General features: G+C 43.2%; 25 protein-coding genes and 1 riboswitch. Of the genes, 21 read left to right on the forward strand and 4 right to left on the reverse strand.

Annotated elements, in window-relative coordinates:
- The first annotated feature begins 2 nt into the window (after window positions 1–2).
- The 21 genes from cobK (at window position 3) to AA0Y26_RS10880 (ending at window position 17,785) form a co-directional block, all read left to right on the forward strand.
- Window positions 3–761: a precorrin-6A reductase gene (cobK, locus tag AA0Y26_RS10780; protein ID WP_413367730.1), complete on the forward strand. Its 759-nt coding sequence runs from the start codon at window positions 3–5 to the stop codon at window positions 759–761.
- Window positions 761–1,435: a precorrin-8X methylmutase gene (locus AA0Y26_RS10785; protein WP_413367732.1), complete on the forward strand. Its 675-nt coding sequence runs from the start codon at window positions 761–763 to the stop codon at window positions 1,433–1,435. Before cobK ends, AA0Y26_RS10785 begins: the two co-directional genes overlap by 1 nt.
- A complete protein-coding gene (locus tag AA0Y26_RS10790; RefSeq protein WP_413367733.1) occupies window positions 1,410–2,552 on the forward strand; it encodes a cobalt-precorrin-5B (C(1))-methyltransferase in 1,143 nt (380 codons plus the stop codon). Before AA0Y26_RS10785 ends, AA0Y26_RS10790 begins: the two co-directional genes overlap by 26 nt.
- Window positions 2,527–3,726, forward strand: coding sequence for a precorrin-6y C5,15-methyltransferase (decarboxylating) subunit CbiE (cbiE, locus tag AA0Y26_RS10795; RefSeq protein ID WP_413368163.1), 1,200 nt, complete (start codon window positions 2,527–2,529; stop codon window positions 3,724–3,726). Before AA0Y26_RS10790 ends, cbiE begins: the two co-directional genes overlap by 26 nt.
- A complete protein-coding gene (gene cobI, locus AA0Y26_RS10800; RefSeq protein WP_413367735.1) occupies window positions 3,723–4,430 on the forward strand; it encodes a precorrin-2 C(20)-methyltransferase in 708 nt (235 codons plus the stop codon). Before cbiE ends, cobI begins: the two co-directional genes overlap by 4 nt.
- Window positions 4,427–5,206, forward strand: coding sequence for a precorrin-4 C(11)-methyltransferase (gene cobM / locus AA0Y26_RS10805; protein WP_413367737.1), 780 nt, complete (start codon window positions 4,427–4,429; stop codon window positions 5,204–5,206). The genes cobI and cobM overlap by 4 nt, the downstream gene beginning before the upstream one ends.
- The gene (locus AA0Y26_RS10810; protein WP_413367739.1) at window positions 5,203–6,342 is read left to right on the forward strand and encodes a cobalt-precorrin 5A hydrolase; all 1,140 of its coding nucleotides are present in this window, start codon (window positions 5,203–5,205) and stop codon (window positions 6,340–6,342) included. Before cobM ends, AA0Y26_RS10810 begins: the two co-directional genes overlap by 4 nt.
- On the forward strand, window positions 6,338–7,690 hold the full coding sequence (locus AA0Y26_RS10815; RefSeq protein WP_413368165.1) for a cobyrinate a,c-diamide synthase: 1,353 nt from the start codon (window positions 6,338–6,340) through the stop codon (window positions 7,688–7,690). Before AA0Y26_RS10810 ends, AA0Y26_RS10815 begins: the two co-directional genes overlap by 5 nt.
- The gene (locus AA0Y26_RS10820) at window positions 7,690–8,328 is read left to right on the forward strand and encodes a bifunctional precorrin-2 dehydrogenase/sirohydrochlorin ferrochelatase (RefSeq protein ID WP_413367741.1); all 639 of its coding nucleotides are present in this window, start codon (window positions 7,690–7,692) and stop codon (window positions 8,326–8,328) included. The genes AA0Y26_RS10815 and AA0Y26_RS10820 overlap by 1 nt, the downstream gene beginning before the upstream one ends.
- Window positions 8,325–9,083, forward strand: coding sequence for a uroporphyrinogen-III C-methyltransferase (gene cobA, locus AA0Y26_RS10825; RefSeq protein WP_413368167.1), 759 nt, complete (start codon window positions 8,325–8,327; stop codon window positions 9,081–9,083). Before AA0Y26_RS10820 ends, cobA begins: the two co-directional genes overlap by 4 nt.
- On the forward strand, window positions 9,080–9,640 hold the full coding sequence (locus AA0Y26_RS10830; protein WP_413367743.1) for a nitroreductase: 561 nt from the start codon (window positions 9,080–9,082) through the stop codon (window positions 9,638–9,640). The genes cobA and AA0Y26_RS10830 overlap by 4 nt, the downstream gene beginning before the upstream one ends.
- 11 nt (window positions 9,641–9,651) lie before the next feature.
- On the forward strand, window positions 9,652–10,191 hold the full coding sequence (locus AA0Y26_RS10835; protein WP_413367745.1) for a cob(I)yrinic acid a,c-diamide adenosyltransferase: 540 nt from the start codon (window positions 9,652–9,654) through the stop codon (window positions 10,189–10,191).
- Complete coding sequence (locus tag AA0Y26_RS10840) at window positions 10,191–11,669, forward strand: cobyric acid synthase (protein WP_413367747.1); 1,479 nt, start codon at window positions 10,191–10,193, stop codon at window positions 11,667–11,669. The genes AA0Y26_RS10835 and AA0Y26_RS10840 overlap by 1 nt, the downstream gene beginning before the upstream one ends.
- Window positions 11,662–11,840: riboswitch (cobalamin riboswitch) on the forward strand. Its footprint overlaps the gene before it by 8 nt.
- A 166-nt stretch (window positions 11,841–12,006) precedes the next feature.
- On the forward strand, window positions 12,007–12,876 hold the full coding sequence (locus AA0Y26_RS10845) for a class I SAM-dependent methyltransferase (protein ID WP_413368169.1): 870 nt from the start codon (window positions 12,007–12,009) through the stop codon (window positions 12,874–12,876).
- Window positions 12,860–13,897, forward strand: coding sequence for a FecCD family ABC transporter permease (locus AA0Y26_RS10850; protein ID WP_413367749.1), 1,038 nt, complete (start codon window positions 12,860–12,862; stop codon window positions 13,895–13,897). The genes AA0Y26_RS10845 and AA0Y26_RS10850 overlap by 17 nt, the downstream gene beginning before the upstream one ends.
- 3 nt (window positions 13,898–13,900) lie before the next feature.
- A complete protein-coding gene (locus tag AA0Y26_RS10855; protein ID WP_413367751.1) occupies window positions 13,901–14,695 on the forward strand; it encodes an ABC transporter ATP-binding protein in 795 nt (264 codons plus the stop codon).
- A complete protein-coding gene (locus AA0Y26_RS10860; RefSeq protein ID WP_413367753.1) occupies window positions 14,682–15,662 on the forward strand; it encodes an ABC transporter substrate-binding protein in 981 nt (326 codons plus the stop codon). The genes AA0Y26_RS10855 and AA0Y26_RS10860 overlap by 14 nt, the downstream gene beginning before the upstream one ends.
- Window positions 15,662–15,862 carry a hypothetical protein gene (locus AA0Y26_RS10865; protein ID WP_413367755.1) on the forward strand — a complete coding sequence of 67 codons (201 nt, stop codon included), beginning with the start codon at window positions 15,662–15,664 and terminating at the stop codon, window positions 15,860–15,862. Before AA0Y26_RS10860 ends, AA0Y26_RS10865 begins: the two co-directional genes overlap by 1 nt.
- A gap of 26 nt (window positions 15,863–15,888) precedes the next feature.
- Entirely contained in the window at window positions 15,889–16,017 is a 129-nt protein-coding gene (locus AA0Y26_RS10870) for a hypothetical protein (RefSeq protein WP_413367757.1), read from the forward strand.
- A 12-nt stretch (window positions 16,018–16,029) separates the two neighbouring features.
- Window positions 16,030–17,247, forward strand: a complete 1,218-nt coding sequence (locus AA0Y26_RS10875; protein ID WP_413367759.1) for a CbiX/SirB N-terminal domain-containing protein — start codon at window positions 16,030–16,032, stop codon at window positions 17,245–17,247.
- A 280-nt stretch (window positions 17,248–17,527) separates the two neighbouring features.
- Window positions 17,528–17,785: a hypothetical protein gene (locus tag AA0Y26_RS10880; protein ID WP_413367761.1), complete on the forward strand. Its 258-nt coding sequence runs from the start codon at window positions 17,528–17,530 to the stop codon at window positions 17,783–17,785.
- An 88-nt stretch (window positions 17,786–17,873) separates the two neighbouring features.
- Here AA0Y26_RS10880 and AA0Y26_RS10885 read toward each other — a convergent pair whose 3' ends face one another.
- From AA0Y26_RS10885 to AA0Y26_RS10900, 4 genes are all read right to left on the reverse strand, one after another.
- Window positions 17,874–18,197 (reverse strand): phosphoribosyl-ATP pyrophosphohydrolase, encoded by a 324-nt coding sequence (locus AA0Y26_RS10885; protein WP_413367762.1) that lies wholly within the window; start codon window positions 18,195–18,197, stop codon window positions 17,874–17,876.
- Window positions 18,198–18,319: 122 nt separating this feature from the next.
- The gene (locus tag AA0Y26_RS10890; protein ID WP_413367764.1) at window positions 18,320–18,613 is read right to left on the reverse strand and encodes a DUF2653 family protein; all 294 of its coding nucleotides are present in this window, start codon (window positions 18,611–18,613) and stop codon (window positions 18,320–18,322) included.
- Window positions 18,601–19,074: a hypothetical protein gene (locus AA0Y26_RS10895; protein WP_413367766.1), complete on the reverse strand. Its 474-nt coding sequence runs from the start codon at window positions 19,072–19,074 to the stop codon at window positions 18,601–18,603. The genes AA0Y26_RS10890 and AA0Y26_RS10895 overlap by 13 nt, the downstream gene beginning before the upstream one ends.
- A 191-nt stretch (window positions 19,075–19,265) precedes the next feature.
- Window positions 19,266–20,300, reverse strand: a complete 1,035-nt coding sequence (locus tag AA0Y26_RS10900; RefSeq protein WP_413367768.1) for a DUF1835 domain-containing protein — start codon at window positions 20,298–20,300, stop codon at window positions 19,266–19,268.
- Window positions 20,301–20,346: the final 46 nt, after the last annotated feature.

The raw sequence follows: 20,346 nt of genomic DNA on the forward strand, positions 1-20,346 counted from the left end.
CCATGATTTTATTTTTGGCAGGGACAAGTGATGCTAGAGCACTTGCGGTCCGACTGCAAAAGAAGGGATATAGCCTTCTGGCATCTGTTGTGACGGATTCAGCAGCTGCGAGTCTCCTAGAAGCAGGAATTCCGTATCGAGTCGGCCGGTTGAATGAAGAACAGATGCTAGAGTTAGTAGACGAGCAGTCTGTAACATGCATTGTAGATGCTAGTCATCCATTCGCAGAAGAGGCATCAAAAACGGCGATGAATACCAGTTTATGTCGGAATATTCCGTATATAAGATACGAACGGCCGGATGTGTCATTTGAACATGCCCTCATTACGAAGGTAGATAGCTATGAGGAAGCGGCCCTTGTCGCGAAGAAACGCAAAGGGACGATCATGCTGACGACGGGTAGTAAAACACTTGCAACTTTTACGAAGCATTTGCTGGGCGAGGATCTTCGGCTGTTATGCCGTATGCTGCCCAATAAAGAAAATATGGAGAAGTGTGAAGCACTTGGTCTGGCTCAAAAAGATATCATTGCTATCCAAGGACCATTTTCCAAAGAGCTGAATATAGCCCTTTACAAACAATATGGGGTAACCCAGATGGTGACGAAGGAAAGTGGAAAGGTGGGCTCTATCGATGAAAAGATGGAAGCGGCCTTAGAGCTTGGAATCGGTATTATTTTAATTAAACGACCAACGATTGAATATAAAAATCGCTGTACTACGTTTGAAGAGGTAGAGCAGCAAGTAGGAGGAATTTTCTGATGGCCAATATGAACTTCAATACAGCATTTACACCACTCACGGTAGACCCGGATAAAATCTATGATTATAGCTTTTCGATTATCAAGGAAGAAATGGGAGAACACTCTTTCACAGATGAACAGTGGATGGTTGTTCGCCGTGTCATCCATGCATCAGCTGATTTTGAGCTGGGACGCAGTGTTATCTTTACACCAGATGCAGTGGAAGCGGGCATTCAAGCTATTTTAAAGGGGAAGCATGTCATTGCCGATGTGCAAATGATCGAAAGCGGTGCAGGACGTAAGCGTTTCCAAAAACATGGAGGAGATTTGCACTGCTATATTGCAGATCCAGACGTATGGGCAGAGGCGAAAGAACAGGGAACAACACGTGCCATAATTTCCATGCAAAAAGCAGTTCGTGAACACGAAGGCGGTATTTATGCAATCGGAAATGCACCAACAGCATTGCTGGAATTGATCCGTCTGATTAAGGAAGGAATGGCTAAGCCCGATTTAATAATTGGTATGCCGGTCGGATTTGTATCTGCTGCTGAATCAAAGGAAGAACTGGCACTATTAAAAGGGATACCATTCATTACAAACGTAGGACGTAAAGGTGGTAGTACGGTAACAGTTGCCGCACTGAATGCCATCTCGATTTTAGCAGATGAACGAGCAAAAGAAGAAAAGTAAAAAAGACCCTTCAGAAATGCGGCACGGCTATACGACCGGGGCATGTGCTACCGCAATGACGAAGGCAGCTCTTATAGCGCTTATCACAAAAGAGGTACCAGAACAGGTAACGATTCATTTGCCGGTCGGTCAATTTGCGACATTTCAAGTTGAATCATTCCAGGTCACGGAAGATTCAGTGATGTGTGAGACGATTAAGGATGCTGGAGATGATCCAGATGCAACCCATCAGGCCCGTATCCAAAGTACAGTCCGCTTATTGCCAACTCCTGGTGTTCGTATTGACGGTGGTATTGGTGTCGGCCGAGTCACAAAGCCGGGGCTTCCTGTGCCGGTAGGAGAAGCAGCAATCAACCCTGTACCTAGAAAGATGTTGCAGCAGGTCATAGAGGAAGTGACTAAGCAGTTTGCTATAGAGCAGGGGGTAGAAGCCGTAATTTCCGTTCCGGATGGTGAGGAAATCGCCAAAAAAACATTAAATGGACGCCTCGGTATTATCGGCGGTATTTCGATTTTAGGAACAAGAGGTACTGTCGTTCCGTTTTCAAGTTCAGCCTATATGGCAAGTATTGTACAGGCGATTAGTGTAGCAAAGGCTGCTGGCTGTGATCATCTTGTCATTACAACAGGGGGACGCAGTGAAAAATATGCAATGCAGCAATACCCGGAATTACCGGAGGAAGCTTTTATTGAAATGGGCGATTTCGTTGGTTTTACATTGAAGCATATCAAGCGGCTGGGTATACGGAATGTATCTCTCGTTGGCATGATGGGCAAGTTTTCGAAGGTCGCGCAAGGTGTCATGATGGTGCACTCCAAAAGTGCGCCTGTTGACTTTCACTTTTTGCAGCAGCTTGCTCGCAAGGCAGGCGCTCCTGAAACGTTAGTATCAGAAGTAGTAGAAGCAAATACGGCTTCACAGGTAGGAGAATGGATGCTGGAACACAATGTACCGGAATTTTTTGAAGAGATGTGTAAAAGCTGCTGCTACCATGCGATCGCACATGTAAGGGGCGGTATCAACGTATCCACATCGCTTTATTCCATGAAGGGCGAATGCTTAGGAAAGGCTGAAAATATAGATGAAATCGATGAAAATGATTGGAATCGGGGATAACGGAGCGGATGGTCTCCTGCCTCAATATAAACGTTGGATTGAAGAAAGTGAAGTGCTTATTGGGGGAGAACGTCATTTGAGCTTTTTCCCGGATTTTGCAGGTGAAAAAATGGTATTAAAGGGCGGTCTCTCTAAAATAGCGGACTATTTAATAGAAGAAACTCGATCGGTTGTCATTTTGGCATCAGGTGATCCATTGTTTTATGGAATTGGTGGAGTATTGGCGAAAAAGGTACCGCTGGAAATTTACCCTTATGCAAGTTCGCTGCAGCTTGCTTTTTCCCGTATGCAGGAATCATGGCAAGATGCGTACATTACGAGCCTTCATGGACGCTCTATCAAAGGCTTTGCCCAAAGGATTGATGGGTATAAAAAGGTTGCTGTATTAACAGATGAGCACAATACACCGAATGCTATTGCAAACTATTTGAAGCATTACGGCATGACAGAATATGAAGCATTTGTAGCTGAAAACTTGGAAGGTACAAACGAACGCTGCGGATTTTACTCATTAGATGACATGGAAAAGCAGAGCTTCTCACCTTTAAATGTTGTCATCCTGCGCCAAATTACAAAGCCAGCTTCTTATCCTCTGGGAATAGACGATGAATTATTCAGTCAGCGTAAACCTGATAAGGGGCTTATTACAAAAAAAGAAATCAGGATATTGAGTTTGCAGGCATTGCAGCTGACGAAGCAAAGTATCGTCTGGGATATTGGTACATGTACAGGATCGGTTGCGATTGAGGCGGCAAAAATTGCACGTGAGGGGGCTGTCTATGCTATCGAAAAAAATGCTGCTGATTTGGAGAACTGCCTAGACAATCAAAGGCGCTTCCGCGTGGATTTAACGACTAGGCATGGAAAGGCACCAGATGGTTTAGAGGAATTTCCCGATCCCGATGCTATTTTTATCGGGGGCTCAGGCGGTGAGATGGAGAAGCTCTTGACAGTTTGTATCAATCGACTAAAACAGGGCGGACGTTTTGTTATGAATGTAGCTACGATTGAAAACTTATACAAAGCGGTTGAATGCCTAAAAGCACTTGGCTGTGCTGTGAATATTTTGCAGGCTCAATTGGCGAGAAGCAAACCGATTCTGGATATGACACGCTTTGAGCCATTGAATCCTATTTTTATCATTACGGCAACAAAGAAAGGAACAGAGGAATGAGCAATTTAGGCGTGTTATATGGGCTAGGAGTAGGACCAGGTGACCCGGAACTAATTACGGTAAAGGCTTTCCGTATGTTGAAGGAATGTCCAGTCATCGCCTATCCAAAGAAATTACGAGGCAGCAAGAGCTATGCACAGCGGATTGTCGATGTATACATTAATCCAGAAGAAAAGGAAATGGTTGGACTTGTATTTCCGATGACAAAAGACGAGGATATCCTCAATCGGGAGTGGAGAAAATCGGTTGAAGAAATCTATAAATACTTATCCACTGGCAAGGATGTTGCTTTTGTGACAGAAGGCGATCCGATGTTATTTAGTACATTTATTCATTTGATGAAGCTCATGCAAGAGCTTTATCCGGAAGTTCCGATTGAAACAATCCCAGGCATCTCTTCCTTTAATGGCTCAGCAAATCGTCTTGGTATTCCGCTTGCGGATGGAGATGAGCATGTAGCGATGATTCCGGCACATGAGGATATGACCGCTATGAGAAAAGCAATCGAAGACCATGATGCAATCGTATTTATCAAAGTCGCAAAGGTAATGGATGAAATGCTTGCCTTGCTGAAGGAAATGGGGCTTTATGACCGAGCACATGTAGTGACAAAGGTGACATCGGATGAGGAGATTATTTGGCAGCTTGACGATTTGGCAGGAGCTGAACTGAACTATTTATCATGTATGGTGGTGCGAAAATGACGAAAAAAATTTGGATTGTAGGGGCAGGTCCTGGAGACCCGGATTTAATTACAGTAAAAGGGTTGAAAAAGCTTCAGGAAGCGGATGTCATTATGTATACCGATTCACTCGTTAGTGAAGAACTGATTACAAAAGGAAATCCGGCCGCTGAGATCATTCGTACAGCTGGAATGCATCTGCAGGAGATGGTTGACTGCATTACCTCAAGGGTTGAAGCTGGAAAAATGGTCGTTCGGCTGCACACAGGAGATCCTGCGATGTATGGTGCCACGATGGAACAGGTTGCTTTATTAAAAGAGCGGGGCATCGGCTATGAAATCATACCAGGTGTAAGCTCCGTCTTTGCCTCTGCAGCAGCTGTCGGCGCAGAGCTGACAATTCCTGATTTAACACAAACGCTTATTCTTACACGGGCAGAGGGACGTACAGCCGTACCGGAGTTTGAGCAATTACATAAATTAGCAAGTCATCATTGTACGATTGCCTTATTCTTAAGTGCGACATTGACAAAGAAAATTGTCAAAGAATTGCAATCTGCCGGCTGGTCCGATGATACGCCGGTAGCAGTTATTCAGCGTGCTTCCTGGCCGGACCAAAAAATCGTTCGAACGACGCTTATTGAGCTTGATGAAGCAATGCGTGTAAATGGAATTCGTAAGCACGCTATGATTTTAGCAGGATGGGCTCTTGATCCAAATATCCATGAAAAGGACTACCGCTCAAAATTATATGATGAAACCTTTACACATGGTTATCGCAAAGGTGTGAAGAAATGATTGAGTTGCAGGAAGGGATTATCCCTGAAATTGTTGTCAAAAAACCATATGCCTTGGTTGCAATCACAAAACACGGCGTAGCACATGCAAGACGCTATGCCTCACTTTTTCCTTATGTAGACGTTTACTATATGGGGAAATTTGCGTATGGAGATGAGGAGCTTCGAGGTATTCAGCTTTTTAATGGCTCGGTGCGGATGCTGCTCCCTGCTCTCTTTAAACAATATAAAGGAATGATTTTAATTATTTCGCTTGGTGCAGTCGTCCGAATGATCGCACCATTACTAATTGATAAAAAGGTCGATCCGGCAGTCCTCGTTGTTGATGATAAAGGCGAGCATGTCATTAGTGTTTTATCCGGCCATATTGGCGGTGCGAATGCTTTAACGAAAGAAGTGGCGGAGGCAATAGGTGCTAAACCTGTCATTACTACGGCATCTGACGTGCAAAAAACGATTCCTGTTGATTTGTTTGGTGCACGCTTCGGGTGGGTGTGGGATGCGGAAGATAAGCTGACTCCGGTCAGTGCTGCTGTTGTCAATGAGGAGCCGGTCGCTATTGTACAGGAAACTGGCGAAACAGACTGGTGGATGCATGATACACCAATGCCGCCGAACTTACACCTTTACGACAATATGAACAAGGCAATCGAAGCAAAGCCAAATGCAAGCCTTCTTATTACAGATAGGATATTAACGGAAAAAGAAAAAGTGCTCCTTGAGAACGGTGTTGTATACCGCCCGAAATCTCTTGTTATTGGTATGGGCTGTAATAGAGGTACTCCGCTTGAAGAGGTAGAGACGGTGATTTTACAGACACTAGAAGAGCTGCAGCTTTCCGTAAAAAGCGTGAAAACACTGGCAACTATTGACCTGAAAAAGGATGAGGAAGCATTTTTGCAAGTAGCAGCTAAATATGATTGGGAATTTATCACCTATAGCCCCGAACAGTTAAACGAAATACCATTGCCGAATCCTTCAGATACGGTGTTTAAATATACAGGTGCTTACGGTGTCAGTGAACCTGCTGCAATGCGCTATGCAAATACGTCTGAACTCATCCTTACTAAAAAGAAGAGTGGTAACACAACCATTTCAGTAGCACGATTATTATTTAAGGAGGGGTCCCATGATTAATCGATTCGTTCTAGCCGGTACCGGGAGCGGGGTCGGCAAAACGACGCTGACAATTGGCATTATGCGGGCCTTGATGGATAGAGGATATTCTGTACAAGGGTTTAAATGCGGGCCGGATTATATTGATCCCTCCTATCATAGTGCCGTTACAAAACGTCCGTCACGAAATATTGACAGCTGGATGCTTTCGCATGATGTTGTACAGTCAATTGTCAGCAGAGCCTCAAAAGATGCAGACGTCGCGGTTATCGAAGGAGTTATGGGACTGTATGACGGTAAATCTCCGTTAGAAGATACTGGTTCTACAGCGGAAATAAGCCTTATAACGAAAAGCCCGATCATTTTAATCGTCAATGCAGCAAGCATGGCTCGAAGTGCTGCGGCTATCGTAAAAGGGTTTCAAGTTTTGAACGAAGAAATCCAGATTGTTGGTGTCATTGTTAATCAGCTTGGCAGCAAAGGACATTTTGATATCGTAAAGGCAGCAATCGAGCAGGAATGCCAAGTATCAGTTATCGGCTATTTGCTAAAAGGCGCAGTTGAACCATTGCCGAGCCGTCATCTAGGTTTGGTACCGGCCATTGAGCGCGGTGAGCTTGATGAGTATTTTGCAGCACTGGCAAAAAAGGTTGAAGAAACCGTCGATATAGACCAATTATTAGCCATTACAAGGGCACCCGAATTACCTGATGCTTCTACTATTTTTGAAAAGAAGAAAACTGAGAAAGTTCATTTAGCCGTGGCAAAGGATGCTGCGTTCAATTTTTATTATCAAGAGAATCTGGAGTTGTTAGAAGCTGCCGGTGCAGTCCTGCATTATTTTTCTCCCTTGGCTAATGAAGAAGTACCGAAAGAGGCACAAGGTCTTTATATCGGCGGCGGCTTCCCGGAGGAATTTGCAGAGCAGCTGGCTGAGAACCAGACAGCGAATGATTCGATTCAACAAGCGATCCGAAAAGGGCTCCCGACGTTGGCGGAATGCGGCGGTTTTATGTATTGTACCGAAGCGATTGTAACAAGAAGCGGCAAACGTGTACCGATGCTCGGACTGATACAAGGGGAAGTTGTGATGCAGGATAAGCTTGCAGCACTTGGTTATCGTGAAATTACAGGCGTAGCGGGCAATTTCTTAATTGGTGAAAAAGAACAAGCGAAGGGGCACGAATTCCATTATTCAGCGTTCGAAGGGACTCATGCATCTCCAGCTTATTTTTCAAAGAGCAGGTTCCGTACCCAGGCGGAAGGCTATTTGCATGGCAATCTGGTAGCTGGCTATACGCATTTTCACTTTGCGTCTAATCCAAAGCTGATTGAAAACTGGTTGAAAGTCTGTAAGGAGGGTTGTTGATGAGTTATTATCCAGTCTCTTTGAATCTTGATTACAAAAAAGTGTTGATCGTAGGCGGCGGTCATGTGGCGAGACAAAAGCTACAGTCTTTATTACCGACAAAAGCAGAAGTCGTCATCATTAGTCCAGCGATTTTACCTGAGATACAAGATTACGTTCTTCAAGGTGCAGCAACATGGTGTGAAAAACATTTTGAAGCAAGTGATCTGGACGGAGCAGCCTTAATATTTGCTGCAACTAATCTTGAAGAAATAAATGATGCAGTCGAACAAGCTACACAGCATTGGCAGCTCCTTAGCCGGGCAGATGCGAAGGGACGTGTAGATTTCATTAACCCGGCAGTTGTGCGGCGCGGAGATTTCTTACTCACTGCCTCTACCTCTGGAGCAAGTCCTACGTTAACAAGGAAAGTAAAAGAGGAACTGTCTGCTGCCTATGATGAGGCTTATGAACAGTATGTGGCATTTTTAAAGCAAGCCCGTTTTGAGTTAATGGATACCATACAAGATCCTACAATAAGAAAGCAAGCACTGCAGACACTCGTCTCTTCTGAGATTTTACAATGGATTCGACAAGGAAATACGGAGAGATGCCAGGAGTTTCTACAGCAGCTGCTGCAAAAGGAGACAACAAGATGAATGGAAAGGTGTATCTAGTTGGCGCAGGTCCAGGTGATCCGAAGCTGATAACTGTATACGGTCTGGAGTGCATACAGCGTGCTGACGTCATCGCCTACGATCGTCTCGTTAATAAAGAGTTATTAAAACATGCAAAATCGTCAGCAAGGTTGGTCTATTGTGGAAAAGAGCCTGGAAAACATGCGCTGATCCAGGATGAAATTAATGAATTACTGGTAGAAGAAGGATTGAAGGGACATTGTGTCGTTCGTCTAAAAGGAGGAGATCCTTTTGTATTTGGCCGCGGAGCTGAGGAGGCAGCTGTTTTGAAACAAGCTGGAATTCCATTTGAAATCGTACCCGGTATTACAGCAGGTATCGCAGCCCCTGCCTATGCAGGCATACCGGTAACTCACCGTGATTATGCGACAAGCTTTGCCATTGTTACGGGCCATGGTAGAGCTGAAAAAGGACAAGACTTTATAGATTGGTCCTCTTTAAAGGGGATTGATACGATCGCTTTCTATATGAGTGTCGGAAACATCGAACATATCTCAGCTCAGCTGATGGCAAACGGCAAGGCTTGTGATACACCTGTAGCCGTTATTGAATGGGGCACAATGGACCAGCAGCGTACTTTTACAGCGACACTTGAAACAATTGCGGTATGTATTCAAAACGAAAATATACGAAATCCGTCAATGATTCTAGTCGGTGATGTTGTAAAGGTAAGAGAGCAAATTGAATGGTATCAAGAAAGGGTGATGAGTACATGATGGTACTTGAAAAATTGAAGCAGCGACGGGCAATCCGGCAGTATGAACAAAAGCCGGTGGAACGGGAAAAGGTTGAACAGCTGCTGCAGGCGGCAACATATGCACCAAATGATCGTATGCGTGAGCCATGGCATTTTTATGTTCTACAGGGAGAGAGCCTCTCTCGTTATGAAGAAATGGCATCAGCCTATTTAGAAGAACGTTTCCCTACGAAACCTCATCTTGTGGCAAGTTCCCTTGCGGTCGTTCAAACAACACCTCTTGTAATTGTTGTAACTGCCGATACGGTAGAAGGTGATGAGGGAGCAACAAAGGATAATGAATTTGCTGTTTCCAGCGCCATCATGTCTATGTGGCTGACAGCAGAAGAGCTTGGACTTGGTTTTGTTTGGCGTACACGTGGTGTAGGGCTTGTTCATGACGCGCGTATGCATCAATTCATCGGCGCAAAAGACAATCAGCGTGTTATCGGAACGTTGTTTATCGGTTATCCGGCGGAAGCACCCGCAGTGGAAAAGAAACGCACTCATTTTAGTGAAAAGACGACTTGGCTTTAGGAGGAATAACCTTGACGAAAAAAGGATTGGTGCTTGTTTATACAGGAGATGGCAAGGGGAAAACGACTGCTTCACTCGGTCTGACAATCCGGGCGATTGGGCGTGGTATGTCAGTGAAGTACCTGCAGTTTATTAAATCACCTGAACGCACATACGGTGAACAGCTTGCACTTCGAAAGCTCGGTGTTGAAACGGAACAGCTCGGCATCGGCTTTACTTGGACGAAAACACCGGAAGAGCACCGTGTTGCTCTCAAAAAAGCATGGTTGAAAGCCAAGCAAGCTCTTCAGGATGAGTCTACGGATGTACTTGTTCTTGATGAACTGAATAATGCACTGGCGATCACAAAGTTTCCGATTGATGATGTACTCCCTCTTGCAGAAGTATTGGAAGCAATCCAGAACCGGCCTCATCACATGCATGTTGTCATTACAGGGCGTTCAGCAAATTCTGCAGTTATCGCACTCGCAGATCTTGTATCGACAATTGAGCCGACGAAGCATTACTACGCTGACCAAGACCGGACAGCTGTGAAAGGTCTTGAATTCTAATGAAGGCGATTATGATTCAAGGGACAGCATCCGATGTGGGAAAAAGCGTCATCTGTACCGCACTGTGCAGAATATTAGCGAACGACGGTTACCGTGTAGCACCCTTTAAATCACAGAACATGGCACTCAATTCCTATATAACGGAGGACGGGGGTGAAATTGGGCGTGCTCAAGGTGTGCAGGCAGAAGCAGCAAGAACTGCAGCAACAACCGATATGAACCCTGTGCTGCTTAAGCCTAAAGGGGATATGGTGTCAGAAGTCATCGTGCACGGGAAGCATTTTACAAATATCGATGCAGTGACCTACCGGGAGCAGCTGGTTGAAATGCTTATGCCAAAGGTAAGAGAGTCGCTAACTCGTTTATCCCATTCGTACGATATTCTTGTTCTTGAAGGAGCGGGAAGTCCAGCTGAAATTAATTTGAAGCAGCGGGATATCGCAAACATGCGTATGGCCCACGAGACAGATGCAGCTGTTATTTTGGTTGCTGATATTGAACGAGGCGGTGTTTTCGCTTCTCTCGTAGGGACGCTGATGCTGTTAGATGACGACGAGAGAGCACGCGTTAAAGGAATTATCATTAATAAATTCCGGGGCATGAAAGAATTGCTTGATAGCGGGGTTGAATGGCTTGAGGAATACACAAACATTCCAGTCCTGGGTGTCATCCCGCATATCGATGTTCAAATTGAAGCGGAGGACTCTATGGCATTATCGAGCCTGCGTCTAAAAAAACCGCAAACAGAAGAGTTTTCAATCGATGTAGCTGTGATCTGCTTCCCGCGTATTTCAAATTTTACGGACGTTGACCCGTTAATGGATGAACCGCATGTAGGTGTCCGTTTTGTAAAATCCGTAGCCGAACTGAAAAGACCGACCGTCATTATTTTACCCGGGACAAAAAATACGGTAGAAGACTATGAGTGGCTCGAGAAGACAGGATTGGCGAAAGCTGTTCATAAATCCGCCCAAAACGGCAGTTACATTTTCGGAATTTGCGGCGGCTATCAAATGCTTGGCGAGACATTGGTTGATGAACAAGCGGTTGAAGCTGCTGGCGGAGTAACGAAAACGCTGGGACTGCTGCCGCTGGAAACGGTATTCGTACCTGAAAAGCAAACAGTGCAAGTATCGGGACAACTTTCATCAGGTGAACAGGTTACAGGCTATGAAATCCATTTAGGCCGTACAAAGGCAACACGCTTAATCAAGCCATTTGTCCAGCTGCACGATGGACGTACGGATGGTGTGCGAAGTGATGATGACCGTGTTATCGGCACATATTTGCATGGCATTTTCCATAACAGGCAGTTTACGAGAAATTATTTTAATAACATTCGTTTAGAAATGGGTCTAACAGTAATTGAAGGTCAAGTGCAAGCAGAAGAAGAGCGCCGCGAGCAGGCATATGAAATGCTTGATCGGCACGTGCGCCAGCATCTAAACATGGAACTTATTTATTCATTTATTACATAACATGTCGTTTGGTGTAGTGAGAACTACTTAAAAGGGAAGTGTGATGAAAGTTCACCACGGTACCCGCCACTGTGAAACGGAGCAGCAAATCAGCACCACTGCAACTGCGGGAAGGGATTTGTTTAGCGATGATGTGAAGTCAGGAGACCTGCCAGATAGACACGAAGTGTACCCACGGGATTATGGGAAGCATTGTACTGCATATATTAGTGCTTGCTTTTCCTCATGTAGATTTTTCATTGTCTACATGATTTTTTATGCAAGTGTTTAGAGAACTAGGCAGTGAACAATCAACCGATGGTAATCATTGTTGTTCATATTTGTGTTTAGAAAAGGAGTGGCACATTTGAAGGGACCATTAGCCATTGATTTTGAAAAAATTTGGCAGGAGGGCATGCATGATTGGCATGGCAACATGCCGCAACGCATGGTAGATGATACGTTGGAAGAAGCGTTTTGGAACCAGTCGATGAAGAAAAAATCATATAAGCAGACAGAGGACTATGCTGTACCGATTTATCAGGCAATAAAGCAATATATTGAAGCTCCTGATACTGTCATTGAAATTGGTCCAGGATGGGGCAATTATACCTTTCCATTGGCAGAAGATGCTGCTGCCTTAACGTGCGTAGATGCATCTGAAAGTGTACTAACGTATTTAGCTCAATATTTTGATGAATCGTCAAATGTTCAATTTGTTCATGCAAAATGGGAAGAGGCAGAACTTGAACAGCATGATGTTGTGATTGGGGTCAATTGCTTTTATAGGATGTACCACATGCTCGAACCCCTTAAGAAGATGAATGAACTAGCGAAAAAAAGAGCGATCATTGGCATGACAACCGGTCCAATCCAACCGCATTATCAAGTGTTGGATGAACAGTTTGGCTATTCCGTTAAATATCCCAGAAGAGATTATATCGAAATTTTGAATATGCTGTACCAGCTCGGGATCCATGCAGATTGTCAAATGCTTTCTCTAGTGCGTACTTATACGTATGAAACAAAGGAGCAGCTGCTTACAGCACAAAGTAAAAAAATACTTGATGAAACGTTTGAGCTGAAACATATCGAGCAGGCACTCGAGCCATTTATTGTAAAGACACAAGATGGCTATTGTTACCGCCATCAATTTTACGCAGCGATTATTTCCTGGACACCGGTAAAGCGATCTATTGGAATGACCCAACATGAAAAAAAGATTTAACACAGTAATGATCGCTTTGTTCGTCCTGCTTATACTAGCGATGACAGCCGCTGTCATGGTTGGTTCTGTTGATATAACCCCGCTCATCATATGGCAAGTGGTACTTTCTCATTTTGCTATAGATATCGGTGTGCAGCCAACAAGTGCACAAGCAATTATTATCTGGGAGATTCGCGTTCCGCGTGTAATATTGGCCGTAGTCGTTGGTGCAGGTCTGGCAATTAGCGGTGCGGCGATCCAAGCCCTTGTCCGTAACTCCATTGCCGATCCATACATTTTAGGGGTGTCATCAGGTGCTTCAGTCGGTGCAACTTCTGTTATTTTGTTCGGGACGTTCAGTTTTTTAGGAATGTATGCGCTCTCAATCGCGGCGTTTGCTGGTGCCATGCTTGCGGTATCCATCGTGTTTTTATTGGCACGTGTAAACGGACGTACATCTGTTGTAAGGCTGCTGCTTGCAGGGATTGCCATCTCTCTTGTTTTCTCTGCTGCTGCGAATTTTATGCTGATGACCTCTAAAGAAGAAGGCGGTATTAAGGCAGTAATGCATTGGATGCTTGGTAGTTTGGCAGGAGCTAAATGGAGCAATATTGGCATTCCGATTGCTGTTTTTGCGACCGTATTTATTTTATTAAACATATTTTACAGACAATTAAATGCCCTTCTTATGGGAGAAGAAACTGCTGCAACTCTAGGACTGTCAATCGAAAAGTTCCGATTCGTTATTATTGTGCTTGTTTCATTATTAACTGGTGTCCTTGTTGCTGTGAGCGGATCGATTGGGTTTATCGGTCTTATTATTCCGCATATTGTTCGAATGATTGTCGGTTCAAATTATAAGTTTGTATTACCTATGAGTGCTCTTATTGGAGCTGTTTTTCTTGTTTGTGCAGATGCTTTTGCAAGGTCGGTTATTTCACCGGAAGAAATGCCGATTGGGATTATAACAGCATTATGCGGCTGTCCTTTCTTCATTTGGATGCTTCGCAAACAAAGTTATTCGTTTGGGGGTGGTGAATAGAGAATGTTTGATGTACAGCATGTTTCATACGAAATACAGGGCAAGCAAATTTTAAACGACATCATCTGTTCGGTTCAAAGGGGATCCTTCATCGGCTTGATTGGCCCAAATGGCAGTGGGAAATCGACTTTGCTAAAAATGATGTACCGCTATTTCAAACCAACGAGCGGTCTCGTCGTATTGGACGAGCAGGACATATGGAAAATTCCTGAAAAAGATTATGCAAAAGAAGTAGCGGTCGTCAGTCAGGAATCACCTGTAATTTTTGACTTTACCGTCAGGGAACTTGTGCTGATGGGCCGTACACCACATAAAAAGCTGTTTGCCCGAGATACAGAGGCAGATTTGCGTATCGTGGATCAATGCATGGCGCTCGCTGATATTACACATTTAGCAGATCGTCAGTTTAGTAATTTATCCGGAGGAGAGAAAAAGCGGGTGACAGTGGCAAGAGCACTTGCGCAGAAAACAGATGTCCTCATTTTAGATGAGCCGACAAATCATTTAGATATCGAGCACCAGCTGCAATTAATGGACTTGATTCATAGTTTGCCAATTACCATCATTGCAGCCCTGCATGATTTGAATTTAGCTGCTGCCTATTGTGATGAACTGATTGTATTAAAGGATGGAGCAGTCCACTATCACGGAACACCGGAAGAGGTATTGACATCAGAAAAAATAAAGGAAATTTTTCGAGTAGATGCGGTTATTACAGCTGATCAACAAACAAAAAGACCCCATATACAATATATTTCGAAAAGGCGGAAAGAAGGGAAAATAGGTGAAGGCGAATAAAGTGTGGTTTGCATTCCTCGCAGCGATCCTCCTGCTTGCGGCATGCGGAAATGAAGAGGAATTAAAGGACGCCGCTGCTAGTGTAGACAAAGAAACGTCCTCCAAAACGGTTCTTGTTACGAATGAAGGCATGGACCAGGAATACAAGGAGGCACCGACAAAGGCAATTTCTTTAAATCAGCATGTGACAGAAATCATGCTGGCTTTAGGACTTGAGGATTCGATGGTCGGCACTGCTTATTTGGATGATGAAATATATGAACCGCTGCAAGAAGCATATGAACAAGTCCCTGTACTTGCAGCGCAATATCCGACAAAGGAGCAGGTAATCGAAAGCGGAGCAGACTTTTTATATGGTGGCTGGAGCAGTGCTTTCGATGAAAAAAGTATCGCTTCTCGTGAGGAGTTAATGGAACTTGGGATTCATTCATATTTACAATCGTCATCCGTTATGGCCTCGCCGAGCCTTGAAGATATTTATAAGGATATTCGCAATATCGCAAAAATTTTCAGAGTGGAGGAGCGAGGGGTAGAGCTTATTTCGCAAATGACGAAAGATGTTGATGAGATTACTTCTAAACTGCCTGAAGTAAAAGAGGATTTGCCGGTGTTGGTATTTGACAGCGGGGAGACAGAAGTATTCACTGCTGCACAAAATTTTATGAATGAGCTTATTACGATGGCAGGCGGTACCAACATTTTTGCAGATGTTGAAGGAAACTGGACAACTGTATCTAAAGAAGATGCAGTGGAGCGTGCACCTGAGGTTATTGTTGTGATTGATTATGGTTCTACAACAGCTGAAGAAAAAATCGCATTCTTAAAGGCCGACCCAGCGTTAAGCACAACACCTGCTGTGCAAAATGAACGCTTTGTCATCCTCCCGCTTTCAGCAGCATCTGAAGGTGTACGTGTCGCTGAAGCTCTTGAAATTTTAGCAAAAGGCTTCTATCCAGGCAGCTTCTAATGGAAATCAATGAACTGCTGCAATCTATTGAAGGAATGGCCTCAAAAAAGAGGCTGCGCATTGGCTTTAACGCCGGTGACTCAGCATGCTATAACGCCGTCTATGATGATATAACGCTGATTTATCATGATGGATATGTGGATCTTACGGCAGGTGCTGTTCAAATGGGTGACATGCAAAGCCTGGGGAGCTGCTGGTAAAAAAAGTTCCTGAAGCCTTTGTGCTCGTGCTTGTTCAAAAATTAATTGAGCGTTACTCAGTGGAATCAAGCGAGATTGAAACGTTTGCTGTATATATTAAACGCCATCCTGAATTGGCTGAATGTTTAGAGCATAAAAAGCAATTACATGTATAGAGGAGGAAGGGTATGACTACTTGGAATTTACAAGGTATGCAAAAGCATTTGCTCATTTGTAACGGCAGTACATGTATGGGTGCTGGAGCGGAAGAAATCACTTTAGCGATAAGAGATGAAATTGCGAAACAACAGCTGGATGAATCAATTCACACGTCCAGAACAAGATGCAACGGGCGCTGCCGGGATAAATGTGTTGTTATTGCTTATCCGGAGGGGAAATGGTACAGCGTTCCTGAAGAACAAGTTGGCCGTGATATCGTCAATGACGAGGCAGATGACGCACATGTTATTTACAGTATGACGGAAAACGGTCTGTCGGAAGTGTCCCCAGCTTATACAAAAGGGATATCAAAATTGAAAAAACGAAAAAGAAGGGGGAAACAAGAAGCGATGAAAAAAGCAATTTTATTTGTTGGGCATGGCAGTAAACTGGAAGCTGGAAATGAGGAAGTAAGACAATTTGTAAAACGTACGAGCTACTTAGTTGACCCGGCCATTATGGTCGAAACTTGCTTTTTAGAATTTGCTTCCCCAAACATTGAAGACGGCATTGAGCTTTGTGTTGAAAAGGGGGCTGAGGAGATCCATGTCATTCCCATCATCCTACTCCATGCGGGACATTCTAAAATGCACATCCCAGCAGAGATTGAACATGCAAAAGAGCACTTCCCCGATGTTACATTTACATACGGACAAACAATCGGGATTCATGATGAGGTGTTTGAAATTCTTAAAACGCGCTTGTCGGAGGTAGGCTTTGATACTACAGCAAAGCATGAAGATACGGCTATTCTTCTTGTTGCAAGAGGAGGCAGTGACCCGGAAGCAAATGGAGACTTTTACAAGATTACACGTCTGCTTTGGGAAAAACTAGATGTCCGATGGGTGGAAAGTGCGTTTATGGGCGTCACAACACCGTCAGTGGAAGAAGGAATGGACCGTTGTGTAAGACTTGGAGCGAAAAAAATAATCATGCTGCCATATTTCTTATTTACAGGAATTCTGATGGAGCGTATGCATAAAATGCGGGAAAGCTATCAAGTAAGATATCCACTCGTAGAAATTCAGATTGCTGATTACTTCGGCTATCATCCAAAACTTCAGCATGTACTGATTGAACGTGCCGAGCAAGCGATGAACGGTACGTCTACGGGGATGCAGGATCTTGAGAATTTTAGAAAGTATGCAGAAGAGCACGGTTACGAACACCACCATCACCATCATTAATGGAATCAGTAATATGAAACATTAAAAATGAAGATTTTTAATTATCACTCTTCATCTAAGATAAAATCTGCCCACTACTATGAGACGTGGCAGATTTTATTTTGTTTTCGCCCCGTAATGATCAAGTAAGTGGCAGGTACATAGTCTATGAAAGTATAATGCTCCTATAAAATCATAAATTTGTAAAAATAGAATTTTTACAATCATATTTTGGAAAAGATTCTTTTGTTTTCGGCTCGAATCATGTAGAATAATAGAAAATAATAGAGGGGGATTGTATATGTCGCGGTACGTATTGCTGGCGAAGCTTCGCAGTGGGCAGTATTATTTATTGAAGTTCGACCGGCAGGAAGTGTTAGATTGTCTGTATGAGTTTCCTACAACAAAAGGGCTGGAAGCGTTAGTAGAATGGCCATTGGAAACACGGGCGGAAATGGGCTTTTTTCTCGAAATGCTTATTAAAAATGTAAAATATTATTATTTAAAAGATACGAAGACATTGACAAAAGAATATGTGATGCTTGATTCCATTATGTAAAAGTTCAAAGGCGAAGTTACCTTTGAACTCTTTTTATCGGACACGTTAGAGGCTATCAAGCGGTATGAGTCGCTAGCTGTCACCTATTTTATTGTGAAATGCTATTTAAATAGATTCCTTTTTCGAAGCTTCCTTTTAGCTTCTTTTTCTCTTTTCGTTTTAATTCGAATTCTTCAATTGAAACATCGTGCAGCTTTAGAGCGGAGTAAATAAGTTCGACCATATCGACCAGCTCTTCAATCGCCGCTTCCTTTGAGTTAGCTTCATGATATTCTTCTAATTCCTCAAATAGTTTTTTCGTTATTTCATGCTTGTGCTCTAATGGAGAAAGCAGCTTTAATGAGTAGCTGCCCCCATCTTTTGTTACGAGAGAAGGGACTTTATCACGTACTAGTTTATTTAGTTCAGTCATCGCCATACCTCCTTATAACAGCATTTTACCACAAGAAAAGTGCAGCTGTGTCTAATTCTCTATCTATAAAATTCTCTACTTTTCCATACAAAAAAAAGACGCCTCGAAGACGTCTTTTCGTATTACCATTCGATATTTGCAATCATACCCAGTTCATCATCTATATCAAGATTAATGCGTGCAGCCATCGAATCCTTGCCAAGCTGCTCGTCAATATAGAGACGAATTGCCGTGATGAAATTTGCCTGCTTGTATTCATCCATTACACCGTTAACAAATGCTTCTGCTGTATAGCCAACTGCATCATCATAGCAAAGCTCAACCTCGACTAATTCCGGCTGTGTCTGCTTGAAACGAGCATGAAATAAGCACACTGCATTGATTAAGTCCTGCTCCTGCAATATTAGTTTTTCCATACATTATTAGCCTCTTTTTCTTTCTTACGTGTCATTTTTTGAACAAGCTTCACGATAAGGAAGACAACTAACAAAATGGCACCAGCGTTGATCAGGAAGCCAAGAATTGATCCGATCATTCCTAAATCGCTGAAAAGACTACCAAATAATAGACCAGCTAGTCCACCAATGAATAAACCTTTCATCAAGCCGCCAGCTGAGAAACCGCCTTTTTGATTTGTAGTATTTGCAGTGTTTTTGTTGTTCGTATTATTACTGTTTGATACAGTGCCATTGTTGTTCGTGTTTGTATCATCATTGTTTCTTTGAATGTTTGAATTATTGTTGTTTGAGTTGAAGCCTTTTTTACCCGATTTGTAAGATTTTGCTTCCACTTGATGATCATCAAACATTGGCAATAGTGTACCTACACTTGAAAATACTAGGGTAAATGCTAAAAATACTGCTGCAAATTTTTTCATATTATGCCTCCATCTTAGATAGTTATTACTTAAGTATAGCAAAACAGACATAAAAGTCTATTTTGCTACCTTCCATATATGTATACGGACAAGTATCAAAAAAGTTTCAAAAATAACGAAAGAAATACTTAAGCAGTTTGTTATGGTAATTGTAATAGTCTAGAGAACGAAAGTACCTTTTTTCTGTGCTGTCATCTCAATTTGACCCGGTAATGTCTCATAGATTTTGGTACCCCTTTAACTGCCAGTACCCCTGTATAAATCAAATACCGAATTCTATATTCAAGGAATAATGTGTTGATGAAGGTATCTGCATTGAAAAATACGTGAAAAACAACATCTGTTACTTGAATGAAATCAGATGTTTCCTGCTCATTTTGGAGTGTTCGAATTGCCGCAATGAGTAAATGATCATAAATATCTTCCGGTGAATCTATTAAAACACCATCCTGCCAAACACGCAGCACCGCCTTGCTTTCAGAAAGCGCATGCCATTCCCGCTGCAGCCGCAGCTGTTCTTTTGAATTTACCGGTTCATTATTATGCTGTGTACTGAACAGTGTCTGCATATCGCTTAAGGAAAGTTGTCCGGTGCTTAAATGTCCGTTTATGTTGGTATCAATCAAAATAATGTCATTGTTATATTCCTTTAATAAATTGATCAGGAAGCGCAGCATTGTTTGTTCCTCTGCATTGGAACCGTACCATATGTAAATTTTTACACTTGTAGGTATATCTCTAATCCGGCGCAGGGAGTTGATAAATCGCTGCGCATATTCATCAACCTCCATTTCCAAATTGATATGGTCGTACAGCCATTCGTTTCGGTATGCTTGACCTTCCTTTTTTAACACCGCCCATAATGGACCAAATGCGAAATAGCCAGGAATGGGAATAACGGTGTCAGATCTATCTAGTGCAGCACGAAGAGAGCCGGCATCGGATTCGGAGGCGACGAGATGAAAATGATTGGGTTGCTGCGCGATAGGGTTTGAAGGATCAAACCGGATCTTGTTGTCCAGCTGGATTGCGGAATTAATACGGTCGACCATCGTTCGTAACTGTTCTTCAGAAAGAATGATACTGTAGGATGCTGCTGGCTGTTTGCCTTCATGCTGGAATGTTTCAAGATCCTCGCCGTCTTTAAGAAAAAAGAATTCGCTATTGCCTGATAGACTAAACGCTGCTGTTGTTATATAGGTTGGTGATACTAATCTATATACCATTACGACCCGAGATTCCCCAGTATCTAAAAGGAAATAAACAAATGGT

The organism is Lysinibacillus canaveralius, from assembly GCF_047301505.1.
Taxonomy (GTDB): domain Bacteria; phylum Bacillota; class Bacilli; order Bacillales_A; family Planococcaceae; genus Lysinibacillus_B.